This is a genomic window from Streptomyces sp. SudanB5_2050 (assembly GCF_964272335.1).
Lineage (GTDB): Bacteria > Actinomycetota > Actinomycetes > Streptomycetales > Streptomycetaceae > Streptomyces > Streptomyces rochei.
The window spans coordinates 3,073,765-3,091,872 of the sequence record NZ_OZ186760.1; the positions used below are offsets into that span (position 1 = coordinate 3,073,765).

17 protein-coding genes, 1 tRNA gene, 1 pseudogene and 1 riboswitch are annotated in these 18,108 nt (G+C 70.7%); of the genes and pseudogenes, 6 read left to right on the forward strand and 13 right to left on the reverse strand.

Annotation, left to right across the window (positions count from 1 at the left end):
* Nucleotides 1-4 precede the first annotated feature (4 nt).
* Both ACFZP7_RS13705 and ACFZP7_RS13710 read right to left on the reverse strand, forming a co-directional pair.
* Nucleotides 5-1,528, reverse strand: a complete 1,524-nt coding sequence (locus ACFZP7_RS13705) for an MFS transporter (protein ID WP_019325635.1) — start codon at nt 1,526-1,528, stop codon at nt 5-7.
* Nucleotides 1,529-1,624: 96 nt separating this feature from the next.
* Nucleotides 1,625-2,992 (reverse strand): DUF445 domain-containing protein, encoded by a 1,368-nt coding sequence (locus ACFZP7_RS13710; protein ID WP_193515842.1) that lies wholly within the window; start codon nt 2,990-2,992, stop codon nt 1,625-1,627.
* A gap of 197 nt (nt 2,993-3,189) precedes the next feature.
* Here ACFZP7_RS13710 and ACFZP7_RS13715 point away from each other — a divergent pair, with 197 nt between their 5' ends.
* Entirely contained in the window at nt 3,190-4,554 is a 1,365-nt protein-coding gene (locus tag ACFZP7_RS13715) for an SGNH/GDSL hydrolase family protein (RefSeq protein ID WP_046248138.1), read from the forward strand.
* A 67-nt stretch (nt 4,555-4,621) separates the two neighbouring features.
* Here the strand turns inward: ACFZP7_RS13715 and ACFZP7_RS13720 are convergent, their stop codons facing one another.
* From ACFZP7_RS13720 to ACFZP7_RS13735, 4 genes are read right to left on the reverse strand one after another with little or no spacing between them, the layout of a single operon-like run.
* Entirely contained in the window at nt 4,622-5,458 is an 837-nt protein-coding gene (locus ACFZP7_RS13720) for a DUF1707 domain-containing protein (protein ID WP_385634513.1), read from the reverse strand.
* A 33-nt stretch (nt 5,459-5,491) separates the two neighbouring features.
* Nucleotides 5,492-6,505: an ATP-binding cassette domain-containing protein gene (locus tag ACFZP7_RS13725; protein ID WP_031019514.1), complete on the reverse strand. Its 1,014-nt coding sequence runs from the start codon at nt 6,503-6,505 to the stop codon at nt 5,492-5,494.
* 14 nt (nt 6,506-6,519) lie between these two features.
* Nucleotides 6,520-7,380 carry an ABC transporter permease gene (locus ACFZP7_RS13730; protein ID WP_176603968.1) on the reverse strand — a complete coding sequence of 287 codons (861 nt, stop codon included), beginning with the start codon at nt 7,378-7,380 and terminating at the stop codon, nt 6,520-6,522.
* Nucleotides 7,373-8,179, reverse strand: coding sequence for an ABC transporter permease (locus ACFZP7_RS13735; RefSeq protein WP_385634514.1), 807 nt, complete (start codon nt 8,177-8,179; stop codon nt 7,373-7,375). Before ACFZP7_RS13735 ends, ACFZP7_RS13730 begins: the two co-directional genes overlap by 8 nt.
* A 271-nt stretch (nt 8,180-8,450) precedes the next feature.
* Between ACFZP7_RS13735 and ACFZP7_RS13740 the strand changes: the two genes are divergently transcribed.
* Entirely contained in the window at nt 8,451-10,874 is a 2,424-nt protein-coding gene (locus ACFZP7_RS13740; protein WP_385634515.1) for a transglycosylase domain-containing protein, read from the forward strand.
* 31 nt (nt 10,875-10,905) lie between these two features.
* On the opposite strand, the gene ACFZP7_RS13745 is transcribed toward ACFZP7_RS13740, so the two are convergent.
* From ACFZP7_RS13745 to ACFZP7_RS13755, 3 genes and pseudogenes are all read right to left on the reverse strand, one after another.
* A complete protein-coding gene (locus ACFZP7_RS13745) occupies nt 10,906-11,226 on the reverse strand; it encodes a multidrug efflux SMR transporter (protein WP_019325643.1) in 321 nt (106 codons plus the stop codon).
* Nucleotides 11,227-11,257: 31 nt separating this feature from the next.
* Nucleotides 11,258-11,325: riboswitch (guanidine-III (ykkC-III) riboswitch) on the reverse strand.
* A gap of 60 nt (nt 11,326-11,385) precedes the next feature.
* A complete protein-coding gene (locus ACFZP7_RS13750) occupies nt 11,386-11,688 on the reverse strand; it encodes a co-chaperone GroES (protein ID WP_167307483.1) in 303 nt (100 codons plus the stop codon).
* A 75-nt stretch (nt 11,689-11,763) separates the two neighbouring features.
* Nucleotides 11,764-12,094 (reverse strand): annotated as a pseudogene (locus ACFZP7_RS13755) (DUF3618 domain-containing protein).
* Nucleotides 12,095-12,186: 92 nt separating this feature from the next.
* Here ACFZP7_RS13755 and bcp point away from each other — a divergent pair.
* Both bcp and ACFZP7_RS13765 read left to right on the forward strand, forming a co-directional pair.
* On the forward strand, nt 12,187-12,654 hold the full coding sequence (bcp, locus tag ACFZP7_RS13760) for a thioredoxin-dependent thiol peroxidase (RefSeq protein WP_019325646.1): 468 nt from the start codon (nt 12,187-12,189) through the stop codon (nt 12,652-12,654).
* A gap of 42 nt (nt 12,655-12,696) precedes the next feature.
* A tRNA-Leu gene (locus ACFZP7_RS13765) sits at nt 12,697-12,783 on the forward strand.
* 16 nt (nt 12,784-12,799) lie between these two features.
* Here ACFZP7_RS13765 and rdgB read toward each other — a convergent pair.
* From rdgB to ACFZP7_RS13785, 4 genes are all read right to left on the reverse strand, one after another.
* Nucleotides 12,800-13,402, reverse strand: coding sequence for an RdgB/HAM1 family non-canonical purine NTP pyrophosphatase (rdgB, locus tag ACFZP7_RS13770; RefSeq protein ID WP_031019518.1), 603 nt, complete (start codon nt 13,400-13,402; stop codon nt 12,800-12,802).
* A gap of 47 nt (nt 13,403-13,449) precedes the next feature.
* Nucleotides 13,450-13,857: a hypothetical protein gene (locus tag ACFZP7_RS13775; protein ID WP_019325649.1), complete on the reverse strand. Its 408-nt coding sequence runs from the start codon at nt 13,855-13,857 to the stop codon at nt 13,450-13,452.
* A gap of 191 nt (nt 13,858-14,048) precedes the next feature.
* Nucleotides 14,049-14,789 (reverse strand): ribonuclease PH, encoded by a 741-nt coding sequence (rph, locus tag ACFZP7_RS13780; RefSeq protein ID WP_019325650.1) that lies wholly within the window; start codon nt 14,787-14,789, stop codon nt 14,049-14,051.
* Nucleotides 14,790-14,930: 141 nt separating this feature from the next.
* On the reverse strand, nt 14,931-15,440 hold the full coding sequence (locus ACFZP7_RS13785; RefSeq protein ID WP_306426165.1) for a PTS glucose/sucrose transporter subunit IIB: 510 nt from the start codon (nt 15,438-15,440) through the stop codon (nt 14,931-14,933).
* Between ACFZP7_RS13785 and ACFZP7_RS13790 the strand changes: the two genes are divergently transcribed.
* On the forward strand, nt 15,322-16,617 hold the full coding sequence (locus ACFZP7_RS13790) for a PTS transporter subunit EIIC (protein ID WP_385634516.1): 1,296 nt from the start codon (nt 15,322-15,324) through the stop codon (nt 16,615-16,617). The genes ACFZP7_RS13785 and ACFZP7_RS13790 overlap by 119 nt on opposite strands.
* Before the next feature lie 226 nt (nt 16,618-16,843).
* Nucleotides 16,844-18,094, forward strand: coding sequence for a PTS transporter subunit EIIC (locus ACFZP7_RS13795; RefSeq protein WP_019325652.1), 1,251 nt, complete (start codon nt 16,844-16,846; stop codon nt 18,092-18,094).
* The last annotated feature ends 14 nt before the right edge of the window (nt 18,095-18,108 follow it).

Genomic DNA, 18,108 nt, shown 5'->3' on the forward strand with positions numbered 1-18,108 from the left:
GACGCTACGCGCCCGCCGTGCCGGAGCCCGGCGTTCCCGCCGGTTCCGCGCTGCCCGCCCCCACCGACGACAGGGGCTCCGCGATGTCCTCCAGGGAACGCCGCTCCGCCTTCACGGCCAGGAAGGCCGCGACCAGGCCGGCCGCGCACATCAGCCCGGCGCCGATCTGGAAGGCCAGGACGGTGTCGGCGACCACCCCGGACTCGGTGAGGTCGGCGAAGAGCAGCGGGCCGCTGATGCCGCCGGCGGCGGTGCCGAGGGCGTAGAAGAAGGCGATGGCCATGGCGCGGGTCTCCATGGGGAAGATCTCGGAGACCGTCAGATAGGCGCTGGAGGCGCCCGCGGAGGCGAAGAACAGCACCACGCACCAGCAGGCCGTCATCGTCGTGGCCGTGAGCGAGCCCCGGTCGAAGAGCCATGCGGTGCCGAAGAGCAGGATGCCCGAGAGCAGGTAGGTGCCCGAGATCATGATCCGGCGGCCGACCGTGTCGAAGAGGTGGCCCAGCAGCAGCGGACCGCAGAAGTTGCCGGCGGCGATGACGGCGAAGTAGTAGCCGGTGGAGCCGGTCGGCACGTCGAAGAAGGTGATGAGGATGGTGCCGAAGCCGAAGGTGATGGCGTTGTAGAGGAACGCCTGGCCGATGAAGAGGGAGAGGCCGAGGACCGCGCGGCGCGGGTAGCGGCGGAAGACGGTCTTGGCGATCAGGCCGAACCCGATGCTCTTGCGCTGGTGGATGGTGATCTCACCGGCCGGCGGCGGCAGCTTCTCGCCCTTCTCCTGTTCGATCTCCCGTTCGACGGAGGTGACGAGCGCGTCGGCCTTCTCCCCTTGGCCGTGGATGAACTGCCAGCGCGGGCTCTCCGGCACGTGCCGCCGGACCAGCAGGATGACCAGGCCGAGGACGACGCCCAGGGCGAAGCTGAGCCGCCAGCCGAGGTCCTTGGGGAAGATGTCGGTGTCCAGCATCACGATGGACAGCAGCGAGCCGCCGATCGCGCCGAGCCAGTAGCTGCCGTTGATGATGAGGTCGACCCGGCCGCGGTACTGGGACGGGATCAGCTCGTCGATCGCCGAGTTGATGGCCGCGTACTCGCCGCCGATGCCGAAGCCGGTGAGGAAGCGGAAGAGGAAGAACCACCAGGACTCGAAGGAGAGCGCGGTCAGCGCGGTCGCCGCGAGATAGACCACCAGCGTCGCCATGAACAGCTTCTTGCGGCCGTAGCGGTCGGTCAGCCAGCCGAAGAACAGGGCGCCGGAGCAGGCTCCCGCCACGTACAGGGCGGCGGCGAGGCCGGTGATCTGCGCGGCGCTGATGTCGAGACCGCTGCCCTCCTCGGCGATGCGGCCGGCGACGTTGCCGACGATCGTGACCTCCAGGCCGTCCAGGATCCAGACGGTGCCCAGGCCGATCACGATCATCCAGTGCCACCGTGACCAGGGCAGCCGGTCCAGGCGTGCGGGGACGGCCGTGGTGACGGTGCCGGTGGGGGCGGGCGCCGGGCCCGGCGACGACGATGCTGCTGTCATGGCTCCCTCTCCGTCGAGCGAACGCCTCCCGTGTGCCCCGCGCCCGGAGGAACACGCCCGCCGCGCCGCGAGGCCGCAGGGCCGCCCGGGGCGGCCCTACGCCCCCAGGATGCGGGAGACCGTGTAGATCAGCAGCCCGGCGAGCGAGCCGACCACCGTGCCGTTGATGCGGATGAACTGGAGGTCGCGGCCGATGTTCGCCTCGATCTTCTTGGTGGTGTGCTCGGCGTCCCAGCTCGCCACCGTGTCGGTGATCAGGGAGGTGATCTCCTTGCGGTAGGTGGTCACCACGTACACCGCGGCGCTCTCCACCCAGGTGTCGACCTTGTTCTGCACCCTGGCGTCGGAGGCCATCCGGGCACCCAGCGACAGCAGCGAGGCCCGCACCCTGAGGCGCAGCTCGCTGCGCTCGTCCTCCGCCGCCGAGACGATCATGGACCGTACGGCCGTCCAGGCGGACGCGATCAGGTCCTGGACCTCGCCGCGCCCCAGCACCTCGGTCTTCAGCCGCTCCACGCGCGCCCGGGTCTCCGTGTCGGACTGGAGGTCGGAGGCGAAGTCGGTGAGGAAGCGGTCGAGGGCGCCGCGCGCCGGGTGGGCGGGCATGTCGCGCATCTCGGTGACGAAGCGCAGCAGCTCCTTGTAGACGCGCTCGCCGACCTTCCGGTCCACGAAGCGGGGCGTCCATCCGGGTGCCCCGCCCTGCACGGCGTCCATCACGGAGTCGCCGTGCAGGATCAGCCAGTCGTGGGCGCGGGAGACGATCAGGTCGACGGCGCGCCTGTGGCCGCCGTCGGCGACGATCCGGTCCAGCATCTTGCCGATGCCGGGGGCGATCTCCTGGGCGTCGGCCCGGCGGGTGATGGCCTCGCCGACCACCGCCTGCACGTCGGAGTCGCGCAGCACGGTCAGGGCGCCGCGCAGGGCGGCGGCCAGCTCGGCCGTCACCCGGTCGGCGTGCTCGGGCACGGCGAGCCAGGCACCGAGCCGGCTGCCGATGCCGACGGCGCGCAGCCGCTGCCGTACGACGTCCTCGGAGAGGAAGTTCTCGCCGACGAACTCGCCCAGCGAGACGCCCAGCTGGTCCTTCTTCTTCGGGATGATCGCGGTGTGCGGGATGGGGATGCCGAGGGGGTGGCGGAAGAGCGCGGTGACCGCGAACCAGTCGGCGAGCGCGCCGACCATGCCGGCCTCGGCGGCGGCCGAGACATAGCCCGCCCAGGCGCCCGCGCCCCGGTGGGAGGCCCACTCGGCGAGGACGTAGACCAGGGCGACGAACAGCAGCAGGCCGGTGGCGGTGAGCTTCATCCGGCGCACCCCGCGCCGCTTCTCCTCGTCCGCCGGGCTGAAGGAGGTCATCGCGCGGTCGCGGACGGCCCCCGGGGCGGTGTCCGCCGCGCGGGCCCCGGTGTCCTCCCCCGTACCGCCCGGGCCTTCCGGGCGTTGCGCTCTCGTGCGTTCCATCCACTCCACCGTTCGCCGATCCGTCCCCGCCCCATTGTCCCTTCCTGACCGACTCCCGGAACGGAACACAAGTTCCCGGCGTCTGTCCGGGAGGGGGAACGCACGGGGGTCGTACGGCCTTTCCCCGGCCCATGCCGCATCATGGGTATATCGGACCGGAGCCTCGGGCTCCCCTCGCCCGAGGAGAACAGCACAACATGACCGTGGGTCATGACGGAGGTGCGGGGGCGCCTCCCGCCAAACACCGCGCCCTGCTCGCCGCGATCGTCGCCCTGATAGTGACGATCTCGGCGGCCATATACGCCTCGGTCTCCGCCGACGGCGGCGCCAGGGACCACACCTCACTCGCCGGCGGACCCGCCCCGCGCGGCAAGGCCGCTCCCGCCTCGACCGGTACCTGGGTCGGCGCCTGGTCCGCCTCCCCGGCGGCGGCCGAGCCGGGCACCGAGACGACCGGCATGGCGGGCGTCTCGGTGCGCAACGTGGTGCACGCGGGTGTCAGCGGCACCAGCGCGCGGATCACCCTGTCCAACCTCTACGGGCAGTCCCCGCTGACCATCACGCACGCCACCATCGCCCTGTCCGCCGGGCCCGACACCGCCGCCGCGCTCGCCGACAGCATGCGCCGGCTCACCTTCGGCGGCAGCCCGCGGGTCGTCGTCCCGCCCGGCGGGCAGGTGATGAGCGACGTCGCCCGCCTCGCCGTCCCCTACGGCGCCGACGTCCTGGTCACCACGTACTCGCCCGTGCCGTCCGGACCGGTCACCCACCACCCGCGGGCGCAGCAGACCAGCTACCTCGCCGACGGTGAGCACACGGCGGACGTCACCGCCGTGGCGTACACGACCGAGACGCCGTACTGGCGGTACCTGACCGCGCTGGACGTGCTGAGCCACGAGGCCGACGGCACCGTCGTCGCCCTCGGCGACTCGATCACCGACGGCTTCGGCTCGGACACGGGCGCCAACAACCGCTGGACCGACGTCCTCGCCGAGCGGCTGCACGAGGCGGCCGCGGACGGGCGGGACACGCCCCGCTACAGCGTGGTCAACCAGGGCATCAGCGGCAACCGCATCCTGACCGGCCGGTCGGGCCGGCCCGCCGACAACCCCAGCGCGCTCAGCCGGTTCGAGCGGGACGTGCTGGAGCGCACCAACGTGAAGGCCGTGATCATCGTCCTCGGCGTCAACGACATCCTGCACAGCCCCGAGCTGGCCGACCGCGAGGGCATCCTCGACGGCCTGCGCACCCTGGTCGACCGGGCGCACGGCCGGGGACTGAAGGTGATCGGCTCGACGATCATGCCGTTCGGCGGGTACGGCCGCCACACGCAGGCCCGCGAGGAGATGCGGCAGCAGATCAACGAGGAGATCCGCTCCGGCCGCGTGTTCGACGCGGTCGTCGACTTCGACGCGGCGCTGCGCGACCCCTACGACCCGCGCCGGCTGCGCGCCGAGTACGACAGCGGCGACCACCTGCACCCCAGCGACAAGGGGTACGAGCGCATGGGCCGGTACCTGGACCTGGACGACCTGAAGGGCGCGGCACCGGTCCAGCTGTGACCCGCGCCGGGGAACCGGGACGGGCGGCGGCGCACCGGAAGGGTCCGGCGCGCCGCCGCCCGCCCGTTCAGTCCTCGCCGCGCCTGCGGCGGTCGCGTTCCTCGCGGAGCAGCTCCCGCTGCTCGCGGCGTTCGTCGCGGTGCTCGCGGATCATGTCCCGGTGCCCGTCCAGCATCCGGCGGTGGGCGTCCCTCACGTCCTCGCGGACCGAGGAGCCCAGCTCCTGCCGGGCGGCCCGGCGCTCCAGCTTCTCCTGCCGGCGCTCCTCCCTGATCCGCAGCTTCTCCGCCCGCGTCAGCTTGCGCCGGACACCGACGCCGCCCCAGAAGGCGAAGCCGGTCACGATCACCCGCGGGGCGCCCCGCTCGCCGGGCACACCGGACTCCCGGTGGTCGAAGTCGCCCATGACGCCGACGCCGCGCACCACCACCTCGATGCCCGGCGGCACGATCACGTCGATGCCGCCCATGATCGCCACACAGTTGATCACGACCTCGCCGTCCGCGAAGTCCGCCTCGCGCAGGTCGATCTCCCCGCCGCCCCAGAACGCGAAGGAGTTGAAGCGGCGCGGCACGGTCCAGCGGCCCTTGCGCTGGAACCCGGACATCACGGCCACCGCCCACGTCGACGAGCCCTCGCCGCCGGTGATCCGCCCCGCCCAGTCACCGGACGCCGCCGGCTCCTTGGTCATCGACACCCTCGGCGCCTCCGCCACCGTGCCGACCGGCAGGTCCCGGGTGATCGGCGCCAGCTCCCCGTAGGTCCGCGCGCTGTACGTGGCGTCCAGCCGCTCCTCGAACTCGGTCATGTCCAGGCGTCCCTCCGCGAGGGCGTCCCGCAGGACCTCGGCGACTCGTTCACGGTCGGCGTCGGATGCGCGCAGCTCCGGGGCGTCGTCGGTCATGTACAGCAGCCTACGAGGTCGGCGCGCCGGAGACTACGCGCTCGAGCGTTCCGCGTACATCTTCGCGATCACCGACTCGATGTCCGGCTCCCGCACCGACAGGTCCACCAACGGGTACCGGGCCGCGACCGCCGCCACCAGCCCCGCCGCCGACGCCGACGCCGGGAACGCGAGCCACTGACGCGGCCCCTCCACCCGCACCACCCGCGCGGGCGCCGGCGCCTCGATCGGCGGCAACTCCCGCTCCAGGTCCACCACCAGGGTCCGTTCGCTCTCCCCCGCCTCGTGCAGCCCGGCGAGCGGACCGTCGTACATCAGCCGCCCGTGGTCGATGACCATCACCCGCGAGCACAGCTGCTCGATGTCCTGGAGGTCGTGCGTGGTCAGCAGCACGGTGGTGCCGCGCTCCGCGTTCAAGTCCCGCAGGAAGCCGCGCACCTTGGCCTTCGACACCACGTCGAGGCCGATCGTCGGCTCGTCCAGGTACAGCACGTCCGGGTCGTGCAGCAGCGCCGCCGCGATGTCGCCGCGCATCCGCTGGCCCAGCGAGAGCTGCCGCACCGGCACGTCCAGCAGCTCGCCCAGCCGGAGCAGTTCCACGCAGCGGTCCAGGTTCTCCCGGTAACGGGCGTCCGGGATGCGGTACATGCGGTGCATCAGCCGGTAGGAGTCGATCAGCGGCAGGTCCCACCACAGCGTCGTCCGCTGCCCGAAGACGACCCCGATGCGGTGCGCCAGCCGGGTCCGCTCCCGGGAGGGGTCGATGCCCGCGACCCGCAGCCGGCCGCCGCTCGGCGTCAGGATGCCGGTCAGCATCTTGATCGTCGTCGACTTCCCGGCGCCGTTCGGCCCGATGTAGCCGACCATCTCGCCGCGCGCCACGGTGAACGACAGCCCGTCCACCGCCCGCACCCGGCGCCGCTCCCGCTTCAGGAACCCGGTCTTCTTACGCACGTCGAAGACCTTCTCGACGCCGTCCAGCTCGATGAAGGCCCCCGCACCGGCCCCCGCGGTGTCCGCCCCGGCCGCCGTCCCCGTCCCGCCCATCTCCCTCAGCTCCCTCAGCTCCCTGTGCTCCGGTACGAACGAAGTCCCGCCCGCCACGCCAGCCCCGCCAACGCCCCGCAGGCCACGGCCACCAGCGGTGTCGTGAACGCCGTCCAGCCGGGCAGGTCCAGCGGGTACGGCCGGTCCAGCACGAAGGACGCCGGCAGCCAGTTGACGAAGGCCAGCGGCACCAGGAAGGTCACCCCCCGCACGAGGTCCAGCGCGAACACCGTCGGCGGGTACTGGAGCATCGTCGTACCGCCGTAGGTGAAGGCGTTCGCCACCTCCGACGCGTCCTGCGCCACGAACTGGAACGCCCCCGCCGCCACGAACACCGCCGCGAAGATCCCCGCCCCGCCGAGCAACATCACCGGCATCAGCAGCAGCTTCGCCGCCGTCCAGTCGACGTCCAGGACCACCAGCGCGTACCCCAGCACCAGCAGCCCCTGCACCACCCGCCCCAGCCGCCGCAGCGCGAACCGGTCCGCCGCCACCTGCGCCAGCACCGGCGCCGGACGCACCAGCAGCGTGTCCAGCGTGCCGTCCCGCACCCGGCGCCCCAGCCGGTCCATCGACCCGATCGCCAGGTCGGCCAGCCCGAAGGAGACCCCGGACAGCCCGTACAGCAACGCCACCTCGCCCAGCGACCAGCCGCCCAGCGCGTCGACCCGGGAGAACATCAGCAGGATCGCCACGAAGTCCAGCGCGGTCATGGCGAAGTTCCCGAACGTCGTCAGCGCGAACGACGTCCGGTACGCCATCGTCGACCTGATCCACATCGCCGCGATCAGCCGGTACGTCCGCAGCCCCTCGACGACCCGCCCGCGCGGCTCCGTCCTGACGGCCGCGCCCCTCGTCCCGACCGTCTCAGCCACCCTGCACCACCACCCGTCGCGTCGCCGCCGACTGCACCAGCCGCCCCAGCGCCAGCAGCGCCACCGCCCATGCCGCCTGGAAGACGAAGATGCCCAGCGGCGCCGCCTCCCCCAGCAGCACGTCCGCCGGCGCCTGCAGCAGCGACGACCACGGCAGCGCCCGTACGACTTCGCCCAGCGCACCGGGGAACACGTTCAGCGGCAGCAGCATCCCCGAGCAGAACAGCCCCGCGATCCACGCCATGTGCAGCACCCCCGTGCCGTCCATCAGCCAGAACGCCGACAGCGCCACCAGATAGCGCAGCGCGAAGCTCACCAGCGCCCCCAGCCCCACCGCCACCAGGAAGGCCGCCCACGTGGACACCTCCCGCGGCAGCGCCACCGGGAAGAACAGCGACCCGAACGCGAACGGCACCACCCCGCGCCCCAGCAACTGGAACACCGCCCGCCCCGCGTCCGCCGCCAGCCACCACAGCTGCAGATCGGCCGGCCGGTACAGATCCACCGCGATGTCACCCGTTCGGATGCGGTCCATCAGCTCGTCCTCGAACCCGCCGCCGCCGATCGCGAGCGCCGCCAGCAGCGCCTGCCCCAGCCACACGAACGTCACGGCCTGCGCCTGGTCGTAGCCCCCGAGCTGCGGCTTCTCGTCCCACAGCGCCAGGTAGGTGTACACGAGGATCAGCCCGAAGACCGTGTTGGTGAACACCCCGGCGGCGGTGGCCGCCCGATACGTCGCGTAACGTCGGAATCCGCCCGCCGCGACGGCGGCGTACAACCGCCCCGAGCCCACGCCCACAGCCCTCCCGCTCCGACCGGCACCGAAGCGCAGGAGCCTAGTGCGACGGCGGGAGCCCGTGCCACGGAATTTCACGGGTGTCCGTCGAGCGGGAACGGAACGGGCGGTGCGAGAGTCTTCTTCAGAGGACCTCGGGCGACGCAGAGGCCCCAGAGGGCGCGAAGACGCACAAGGGCGTACGAGACCAGACCGTACGACGCGAAGACCACGACCACGCGAAAAACGTACGATGCGAAAACCGTACGACGTGAAACAGGAGTCCGTGCACGAGATGAGTGACGAGCCGCAGCCGCAGCAGCCGACCCCGGGCTGGGCATCGAGAGAGTCACTGGCGGCCGGCGCCGCTCAGGCCGCGGGGCCGGAGGGCTCGGGCAAGCAGAAGAAGCCCAAGCGGCCCAAGCGGACCGGCTGGGGCCGGCTGATCCCGACCTGGCGCATGGTGCTCGGCGCCTTCCTCGTCGGCGTCCTGCTGCTGGTCGGCGGCTTCTTCCTCGGCTACTCCCTGGTCCAGATCCCCGCCGCCAACGCCCTCGCCACCAAGCAGGCCAACGTCTACCTGTACGCCGACGGCAGCGTCATCGCCCGCGACGGCGAGGTCAACCGCGAGAGCGTCGGCCTGGCCCGCATCTCCAAGGACGCCCAGCACGCCGTCCTGGCCGCCGAGGACCGCGACTTCTACACCGAGTCCGCCATCGACCCCATGGCCATGGTCCGGGCCGGCTGGAACACCGCCACCGGCAAGGGCAAGCAGTCCGGCTCCACCATCACCCAGCAGTACGTCAAGAACTACTACCTGGCCCAGGAACAGACCGTCACCCGCAAGGTGAAGGAGTTCTTCATCTCGATCAAGCTCGACCGCGAGAAGAGCAAGAACGAGATCCTCGAGGGCTACCTCAACACCAGCTTCTTCGGCCGCGGCGCCTACGGCATCCAGGCCGCCGCCCAGGCCTACTACGGCATCGACGCCAAGGACCTCACCGCCGGCCAGGGCGCCTACCTCGCCTCGCTGCTCAACGCGCCCAGCCAGTACGACGTCGTCGCCCACCCCGAGAACCGGCCCGCCGCCGAGGCCCGCTGGAACTACGTCCTCGACGGCATGGTCAAGAAGGGCTGGCTCACCCAGTCCGAACGCGCCGCCCAGAAGTTCCCCGCGCCCCGGGAGTCCACGGTCTCCACCGGCATGTCCGGACAGCGCGGCTACATCGTCAACATCGTCAAGGACTACCTGATCAGCAACGAGATCGTCGACGAGGAGGAACTCGACCGCGGCGGCTACCGCATCACCACGACCCTCCAGAAGGACAAGCAGGACGCCTTCGTGAAGGCCGTCGACGACAAGCTCATGTCCCAGCTGGACAAGAAGGAACGCAAGGTCGACACCTACGTCCGGGCCGGCGGCGCCTCCGTCGACCCCGAGACCGGCAAGGTCGTCGCGATGTACAACGGCATCGACTACGTCAAGCAGTACACGCCCAACGCGACCCGCCGCGACTTCCAGGTCGGCTCCACCTTCAAGCCCTTCGTGTTCACCTCCGCCGTCGAGAACCACTCCGAGACGCAGGACGGCCGCGTGATCAACCCGAACACGATCTACGACGGCACCAGCGAACGCCCCGTCCAGGGCTGGAGCGGCGGCCGCTACGCCCCCGAGAACGAGGACCACCACGACTACGGCGACATCACCGTGCGCGAGGCCACCGACAAGTCGGTGAACGCCGTGTACGCCCAGATGGCCGTGGACGTCGGCTCCGACAAGGTCATGCAGACCGCGATCGACCTCGGCCTGTCCAAGAACACCCCCGAGCTGACCCCCTCGCCCTCCATCGCCCTCGGCGTGGCCACCGCCAGCCCCCTCGACATGGCCGAGGCGTACGCCACCCTCGCCAACCACGGCAGGCACGGCACGTACACCCTGGTCGAGAAGGTCATGAAGGACGGCAAGCACGAGGTCGACCTGCCCGAGCGGCGCGAGCGCCAGGCCGTGAGCCGCGAAGCCGCCGACACCACCACCTCGGTACTGCGCAGCGTCGTCCAGAACGGCACCGCCACCGCCGCCCAGGCCGCGGGCCGCCCCGCCGCCGGCAAGACCGGCACCGCCGAGGAGGACACCGCCGCCTGGTTCGCCGGCTACACCCCGGAGCTGGCCACCGTCGTCGCGGTCATGGGCCAGGACCCCGAGACCGCCGCCCACAAGTCCCTCTACGGCGCGATGGGCCTGCCCCGCATCAACGGCGGCGGCGCACCCGCCGAGATCTGGGGCCAGTACACCCGCGACGCCCTCGAGGGCGAACCCGTCACCGACTTCGACCTCCAGCTTCAGACCGGCGCCGACGTGACCGCCCCTCCGTCCGCCGGCTCCTCCGACGAACCGGGCAGCGGCGACGAGAGCGGCACCGGCGCCCCGGAGGACGAGTCCGGCGACGAGGACAGCGGCACCGAGACCCCGGGCGGGTCCGCCGGCACCCCGTCGGACGACACCGGCCAGGACGGCGGCACGTCCACCGGCGGCCCCACCACGGGCGGCGCCAGCACCGAACCCGGCCCCACGGGCGGCGCGGACGGCGGGGACGACTCCGCGAACGGCGGCACCTCCGAGGGCGACGACGGCGGCGACACCACCGGCGCGGGCGGCGGGGACCCCGAGACCGGGACGATCGCCGGACTCCCCACCGGCCCGGGGCGCGAGAGACAGTGAGCGGGGCCGGTGACCGGAGGGCCGGCGGGCGTCAGTGACCCGAGGTCGCCTTCAGCCCCACCACGGCCACCAGCAGCAGACAGATGAAGAAGATCCGGGCGGCGGTCGCCGGCTCCCCCAGCACCACCATGCCGAGCACCGCCGCACCGGCCGCGCCGATGCCCACCCACACGCCGTAGGCGGTCCCGATGGGCAGCGTCCGCGCCGCGTAGGACAGCAGCATCATGCTGGCGACGATCCCCGCGCCGGTGAACACACTCGGCCACAGCCGCGTGAAACCGTCGGTGTACTTCATCCCGATCGACCAGCCGACCTCGAGCAGACCGGCGACGACGAGCAGAACCCACGCCATGACAGGCACCTCCGTGAACGAACTGAACGGTGGTGCGTCGTCTTTTCCTTCAACCCGGTACGGCGCGTCTCGTCGGGGTGCTTCCCAAGGTAGCAAAGACAGGAGAAAGGGGCCGGTGACCTTGATCACCAGCCCCTTCCGGCCGTAGCGGCCCCCGATTCAGAGATACAGCCCGGTGGAGTCCTCCGACCCCTCGAACCGGTCCGCGGCCACGGCGTGCAGGTCGCGCTCGCGCATGAGCACGTACCCCACGCCCCGGACCTCGACCTCCGCCCGGTCCTCCGGGTCGTACAGCACCCGGTCGCCCGGCTCCACGGTCCGCACGTTCTGCCCCACCGCGACGACCTCGGCCCAGGCCAGCCGCTTGCCGACGGCGGCCGTGGCGGGGATCAGGATGCCGCCCCCGGAACGGCGCTCGCCCTCACCGGTGTCCTGCCGCACGAGGACGCGGTCGTGCAGCATCCGGATGGGCAGCTTGTCGTCCTGCGGGTGCTCGTTTCTCTTGGCGCTCACGCCCTGCAACCTACCTGCCGCCGCTCAGCGCCCACGCCGCCGGGTACCGCCCACCGCGAGCAGCCCCACGACCCCGACCACCACCAGGGCGACGGGCACGATCCGCTCCATCCGCGGCGCGCCGTCCGCGTCCACGAACTGCGACTTCACGTCGCTGACCACACGATTCACCCCGACGTACGCCCGTCCGAGGGTGGTCGACGCTCGAGGCGACCTTGGCCTTCGCGTCGTCCATGATCGTCTTCGGGTGGACCCGCATACCGATCTCGTCGAGCGTCTCGGCCAGCACCTCGCGACGGCGCTTGATGTCCGCCTCGATCTGCGCCGGGGTTCTGCTGTCCGACGTGTCCGCCACCGTACGCCTCCGAAGTCTTCCGACACTGTCCCGGACAGTCTGTCAGCTACTCGCTTCTCCGCACTGTCAGGACCCCCCGTTACGCTGGATCGATGAGCGAGCGACTCCAGCCCGGGGACCCTGCCCCCGCCTTCACCCTCCCGGACGCCGACGGCAACGAGGTGTCCCTGTCGGACCACAAGGGCCGCAAGGTCATCGTCTATTTCTACCCTGCCGCGCTTACCCCCGGCTGCACCAAGCAGGCGTGCGACTTCACGGACAACCTGGAGCTGCTGGCCGGCGCCGGGTACGACGTGATCGGCATCTCGCCGGACAAGCCGGAGAAGCTGGCCAAGTTCCGCGACACGGAGTCCCTGAAGGTCACCCTCCTCGCCGACCCGGACAAGAAGGTCCTCGACGCCTACGGCGCCTTCGGCGAGAAGAAGAACTACGGCAAGACCTACATGGGCGTCATCCGCTCCACGATCGTGGTGGACGAGGAGGGCAAGGTCGAACGAGCCCTCTACAACGTCCGCGCGACGGGCCACGTGGCCAAGATCATCAAGGACTTGGGGATCTGACGGCGCCGCCCGGCCAGTAGCATGGCCGGGCAGCATCGCCGGGCGGCCGTGGTGGAATTGGCAGTCACGCTGGGTTTAGGTCCCAGTGGGGTAACTCCCGTGAGGGTTCGAGTCCCTCCGGCCGCACCAGTACGTCTCCGGCTGTTCAGCCGAGCAGTTCTCGGATCGCCGGTACCAGGGCTCGGAAGGCCTTGCCGCGGTGGCTGATCGCGTTCTTCTCGTCCGCCGTCAGTTCGGCGCACGTCCTCGTCTCGCCGTCCGGCTGGAGGATCGGGTCGTAGCCGAAGCCGCCCGTGCCGGCGGGGGTGTGGCGGAGGGTGCCCCGGAGCCGGCCCTCGACGACCCGTTCCGTGCCGTCGGGCAGGGCCAGGGCGGCCGCGCAGGCGAAGTGGGCGCCCCGGTGTTCGTCGGCGATGTCGCCGATCTGGGCGAGGAGGAGGTCGAGGTTGGCCTTGTCGTCGCCGTGGCGGCCGGCCCAGCGGGCGGAGAAGATGCCCGGGGCGCCGTTCAGGACGTCGACGCAGAGGCCGGAGTCGTCGGCGACGGCGGGCAGGCCGGTGGCCCGGGCGAGGGCGTGGGCCTTCAGGAGGGCGTTCTCGGCGAAGGTGACGCCGGTCTCCTTGACGTCGGGGATCTCCGGGAAGGCGTCCGCGCCGACGAGTTCGTGGGGCAGGCCCGCGTCGGCGAGGATGGCCCTGAGTTCGGTGATCTTTCCGGCGTTGCGGGTGGCGAGGATCAGGCGGGTCATGGGGTCCAGTATTCCGGACCCCTGAGCCCGTCCCCGCCCGGCCGTCCCTACGGCGTGCAGACCTTGGTCAGCTCGCCGGCCGCGTCGGTGACGGGGCTGAGGTCGGGGGTGTTGTCGCCGTTCTCGACGGAGGTGCGGACGTTGTCGACGGCCTTGCCGAGGTCGTCGACGGCCTTGTCGACGTCGGCGTTGTCGGTCTGGTCGCCGATCTTGTCGAGGTTCTTGTCTATGGAGTTGAGGGATTCCTCGAGCTGCGTCGGGTCGTTGGACGCGTTCTCCACGGCCTGCTGCAAGGCGGTGACGCTGTCGGCGATGGCGTCGGCGGTCTGGACGCAGTCGAGTGCCTTGTCGACGGCGTCGCATGCGGTGGTCAGGCCGGCCGTCAGGGCGAAGGTCGCCACGGCTGCGGCGGTGACGGTGGTGCGGCGAAGGCGGCGGTGGCGGCTCGCGGCCATGGGTCTCGGTCCTCCCCTTGGGACAGGGCCGGGCGGCCCGTCTGCGGTCGGTGCGGCGGCGGGCGTACAACCGGCCTCGGCTGTACGCCCGTAGAACTGCTGTGCTGCCGCTTCTCCTGCTAGTGACGCCGTGGCGGGCGGCCGAGTTGCGTCTCCCGGCCGTCTTCCTTGGCGCGCTCTTGGCTTGCCCTTTACTTTCCGAGGACCGTATCAAGCGCCTTACGCTGGAGCTCGGCCAATTCCGTGCAGCCGGCGGCGGCGAGGTCGAGGAGGGCGTTGAGTTCGTCGCGGGCGAAGGGCTCGGCCTCGGCGGTGCCCTGCACCTCCACGAAGCGTCCGTCGCCGGTGCAGACGACGTTCATGTCGGTGTCGGCGCGGACGTCCTCCTCGTAGCAGAGGTCGAGCAGGGGGGTGCCGGCGACGATGCCGACGGAGACGGCGGAGACGGTGCCGGTCAGCGGCTTGCGGCTGGGCTTGATCAGCTTCTTGGTGTGCTGGGCCCAGCCGATGGCGTCGGCGAGGGCGACGTAGGCGCCGGTGATGGCGGCGGTGCGGGTGCCGCCGTCGGCCTGGAGGACGTCGCAGTCCAGGACGATGGTGTTCTCGCCGAGCGCCTTGTAGTCGATGACGGCGCGCAGCGAGCGGCCGATGAGGCGGCTGATCTCGTGGGTGCGGCCGCCGATGCGGCCCTTGACGGACTCGCGGTCGCCGCGGGTGTTGGTGGCGCGGGGAAGCATGGCGTATTCGGCGGTGACCCAGCCTTCGCCGCTGCCCTTGCGCCAGCGGGGGACGCCTTCGGTGACGGAGGCGTTGCAGAGGACCTTGGTGTCGCCGAAGGAGACGAGGACGGAGCCTTCGGCGTGCTTGCTCCAGCCGCGTTCGATGGTGACGGGGCGGAGCTGCTGGGGGGTGCGGCCGTCGATGCGTGACATGCGGGTGAGCCTAGCGGGGCATGCGGAGGGGCCCTTCCCGTGGTCGGTGGCGGGAGGGGCCCCTGGGGTCGCTTTTCGGCAACCGGTGCGCCCGGTGCGCTCCGGTTTCGGCAGCCGGCGCGCTCGGTGTGCTCCGGGCGCTTACATCATGTCTTCGATCTCCGCGGCGATCGGGTCGGCGTCGGTGCCGATGACGACCTGGATGGCGGTGCCCATCTTGACGACGCCGTGGGCGCCGGCGGCCTTCAGGGCGGCTTCGTTGACCAGCTCGGGGTCGTTGACCTCGGTGCGGAGGCGGGTGATGCAGCCTTCGATCTCGTCGATGTTGTCGATGCCGCCGAGGCCGGCGACGATCTTCTCAGCCTTGCTGGCCATGTTCTTCTCCCTGATCCGGACCGCTTTGTCGCAGTAACCCACAGTTGGCCCATCTTCGCGAGCCATCGGGGGGCTGGTGCCGAATGATGGCGTCACGGCGGCGGAGCCGTCTGTCAACTGGTCTACACCAGTGTACCGGCGACCGGATGGAGACCGGATGAGTGCCGACCGCACGGTCAGTCCCGCTCGTGCCCGCTGGAACAAGGCGTTCCAGGGCCTGCAGAAGATGGGCCGCAGCCTGCAGCTGCCCATCGCGGTCCTGCCAGCCGCCGGCATTCTCAACCGCCTGGGGCAGCCGGACGTCTTCGGGGAGGACGGTCTGGGGTGGACGAACGTCTCGAAGGTGATGACCGGCGCGGGCGGCGCGCTGCTGGACGGTTCGCTGGGGCTGCCGCTGCTGTTCTGCGTGGGCGTGGCCATCGGGATGGCGAAGAAGGCGGACGGCTCGACGGCGCTGGCGGCGGTGGCGGGGTTCCTCGTCTACTGGAACGTGCTGCGGCAGTTCCCGGAGGACTGTCCGGAGGGTTCACGGGCGGTTCCGCAGATCGGCTGTCAGCTGACGGACGGTTCGGGGACGGTGACGGCGTTCACCTACCAGAATCCGGGGGTCTTCGGCGGCATCGTGATGGGGCTGCTGGCGGCGTACTTCTGGCAGCGCTTCCACCGCACGAAGCTGGTGGACTGGCTCGGCTTCTTCAACGGCCGCCGGCTGGTGCCGATCATCATGGCCTTCGTGGCGATCGCGTTCGCGGCGCTGTGCCTGTGGGTGTGGCCGCCGATCGGTGACGCGCTGGAGAGCTTCAGCGACTGGCTGACGGGGCTGGGCGCGTGGGGCGCGGGTGTGTTCGGGCTGGCGAACCGGGCGTTGCTGGTGATCGGCCTGCATCAGTTCCTGAACGTGCCGATGTGGTTCCAGTTCGGTTCGTACACCAAGCCGGACGGCACGGTGGTGCACGGTGACATCAACATGTTCCTGGCGGGCGACCCGAACGCCGGGCAGTTCACCACGGGCTTCTTCCCGATCATGATGTTCGCGCTGCCGGCGGCGGCGCTGGCGATCACGCACTGCGCGAAGCCGCACCGCCGCAAGGAGGTGGGCGGCCTGATGCTGTCGGTGGGGCTGACGTCGTTCGTGACGGGGATCACGGAGCCGCTGGAGTACTCGTTCCTCTTCATCGCTCCGGCGCTGTACGCGGTGCACGCGGTACTGACGGGTGTGTCGATGGCGGTGACGTGGGGGCTGGGCGTGAAGGACGGGTTCAGCTTCTCGGCGGGGCTGATCGACTACGTCATCAACTGGAACCTGGCGACCAAGCCGTGGCTGATCATTCCGATCGGTCTGGTCTTCGCGGTCGTCTACTACGCGGTCTTCCGCTTCGCGATCACGAAGTTCGACCTGAAGACGCCGGGTCGGGAGCCGGAGGACGAGGTGGAGGACGTCACCAAGGTGTAGACCTCACGCACCCTCACGTACCCTTTGGGGGTGGTCTCGCGAAGGCCCTCGGACCCTTGGTCCGGGGGCCTTCGGCGCGCCTTCGCGGACCCGTGACCTGGGCGTCCGGACGGGCACTGCGCGTAGCGCTCCGGTAGCGGAATTACGGGTTCCTTACGCCGCCTTCATCGTGCTACAACAGGTCTACACCACTGAGTGGTGTAGACCACCACCCGATGGAGGAAGTATGAGCACCGCCACCGACAAGGCGGCCCCCGCAAAGAAGCGGGGATCTGGTCTTTTCCAGGGTCTGCAGAAGGTCGGCCGCAGCCTGCAGCTCCCGATCGCCGTGCTGCCGGCGGCGGGCATCATGGTCCGGCTCGGCCAGGACGACATCTTCGGCAAGGACGGCCTCGGCTGGGACAAGGTCGCCGCCGTCTTCAACAACGCGGGCGGTGCCCTCACCGGCTCGCTGCCGATCCTGTTCTGCATAGGCGTGGCCATCGGCTTCGCCAAGAAGGCGGACGGTTCGACCGCGCTGGCCGCGGTGGTCGGCTTCCTCGTCTACAGCAAGGTCCTGGAGGCGTTCCCGGTCACCGAGGCGGTGGTCAAGAACGGCGAGGACGTGGCCGCGACCTACAACGACCCCGGGGTGCTCGGCGGCATCATCATGGGTCTGCTCGCCGCCGTGCTGTGGCAGCGGTACCACCGCAAGAAGCTGGTGGACTGGCTCGGCTTCTTCAACGGCCGCCGACTGGTGCCGATCATCATGGCCTTCGTCGGCATCGTCGTGGGCGTCTTCTTCGGTCTGGTCTGGGAGCCCATCGGTGAGGGCATCTCCAACTTCGGTGAGTGGATGACCGGCCTGGGCGCCGGCGGTGCGGCCCTCTTCGGCGGTGTGAACCGCGCGCTGATCCCGGTCGGCATGCACCAGTTCGTGAACACGGTGGCCTGGTTCCAGCTCGGTGACTTCACCAACTCCGCCGGTGAGGTCGTGCACGGTGACATCACCCGCTTCCTGGCCGGTGACCCGAACGCCGGCATCTTCCAGTCCGGCTTCTTCCCGATCATGATGTTCGGTCTGCCGGCCGCCGCGATCGCCATCGCGCACTGCGCCCGCCCGGAGCGCCGCAAGGCCGTCCTCGGCATGATGGTCTCGCTGGCCGCGACCTCGTTCGTGACCGGTGTGACCGAGCCGATCGAGTTCTCGTTCATGTTCATCGCGCCGGTCCTGTACGTCCTGCACGCGGTGCTCACCGCCGTCTCGATGGCGGTCACCTGGGGCCTGGGCGTGCACGCGGGCTTCAACTTCTCGGCCGGCTTCATCGACTACGCGCTGAACTGGCACCTGGCCACCAAGCCATGGCTGATCATCCCGATCGGTCTGGTCTTCGCGGTGATCTACTACGTCACGTTCCGCTTCGCGATCATCAAGTTCGACCTGAAGACCCCGGGCCGCGAGCCCGAGGAGGAGGTCGAGGACCTCACGAAGGCGTGAGCCCTCCCCGTACG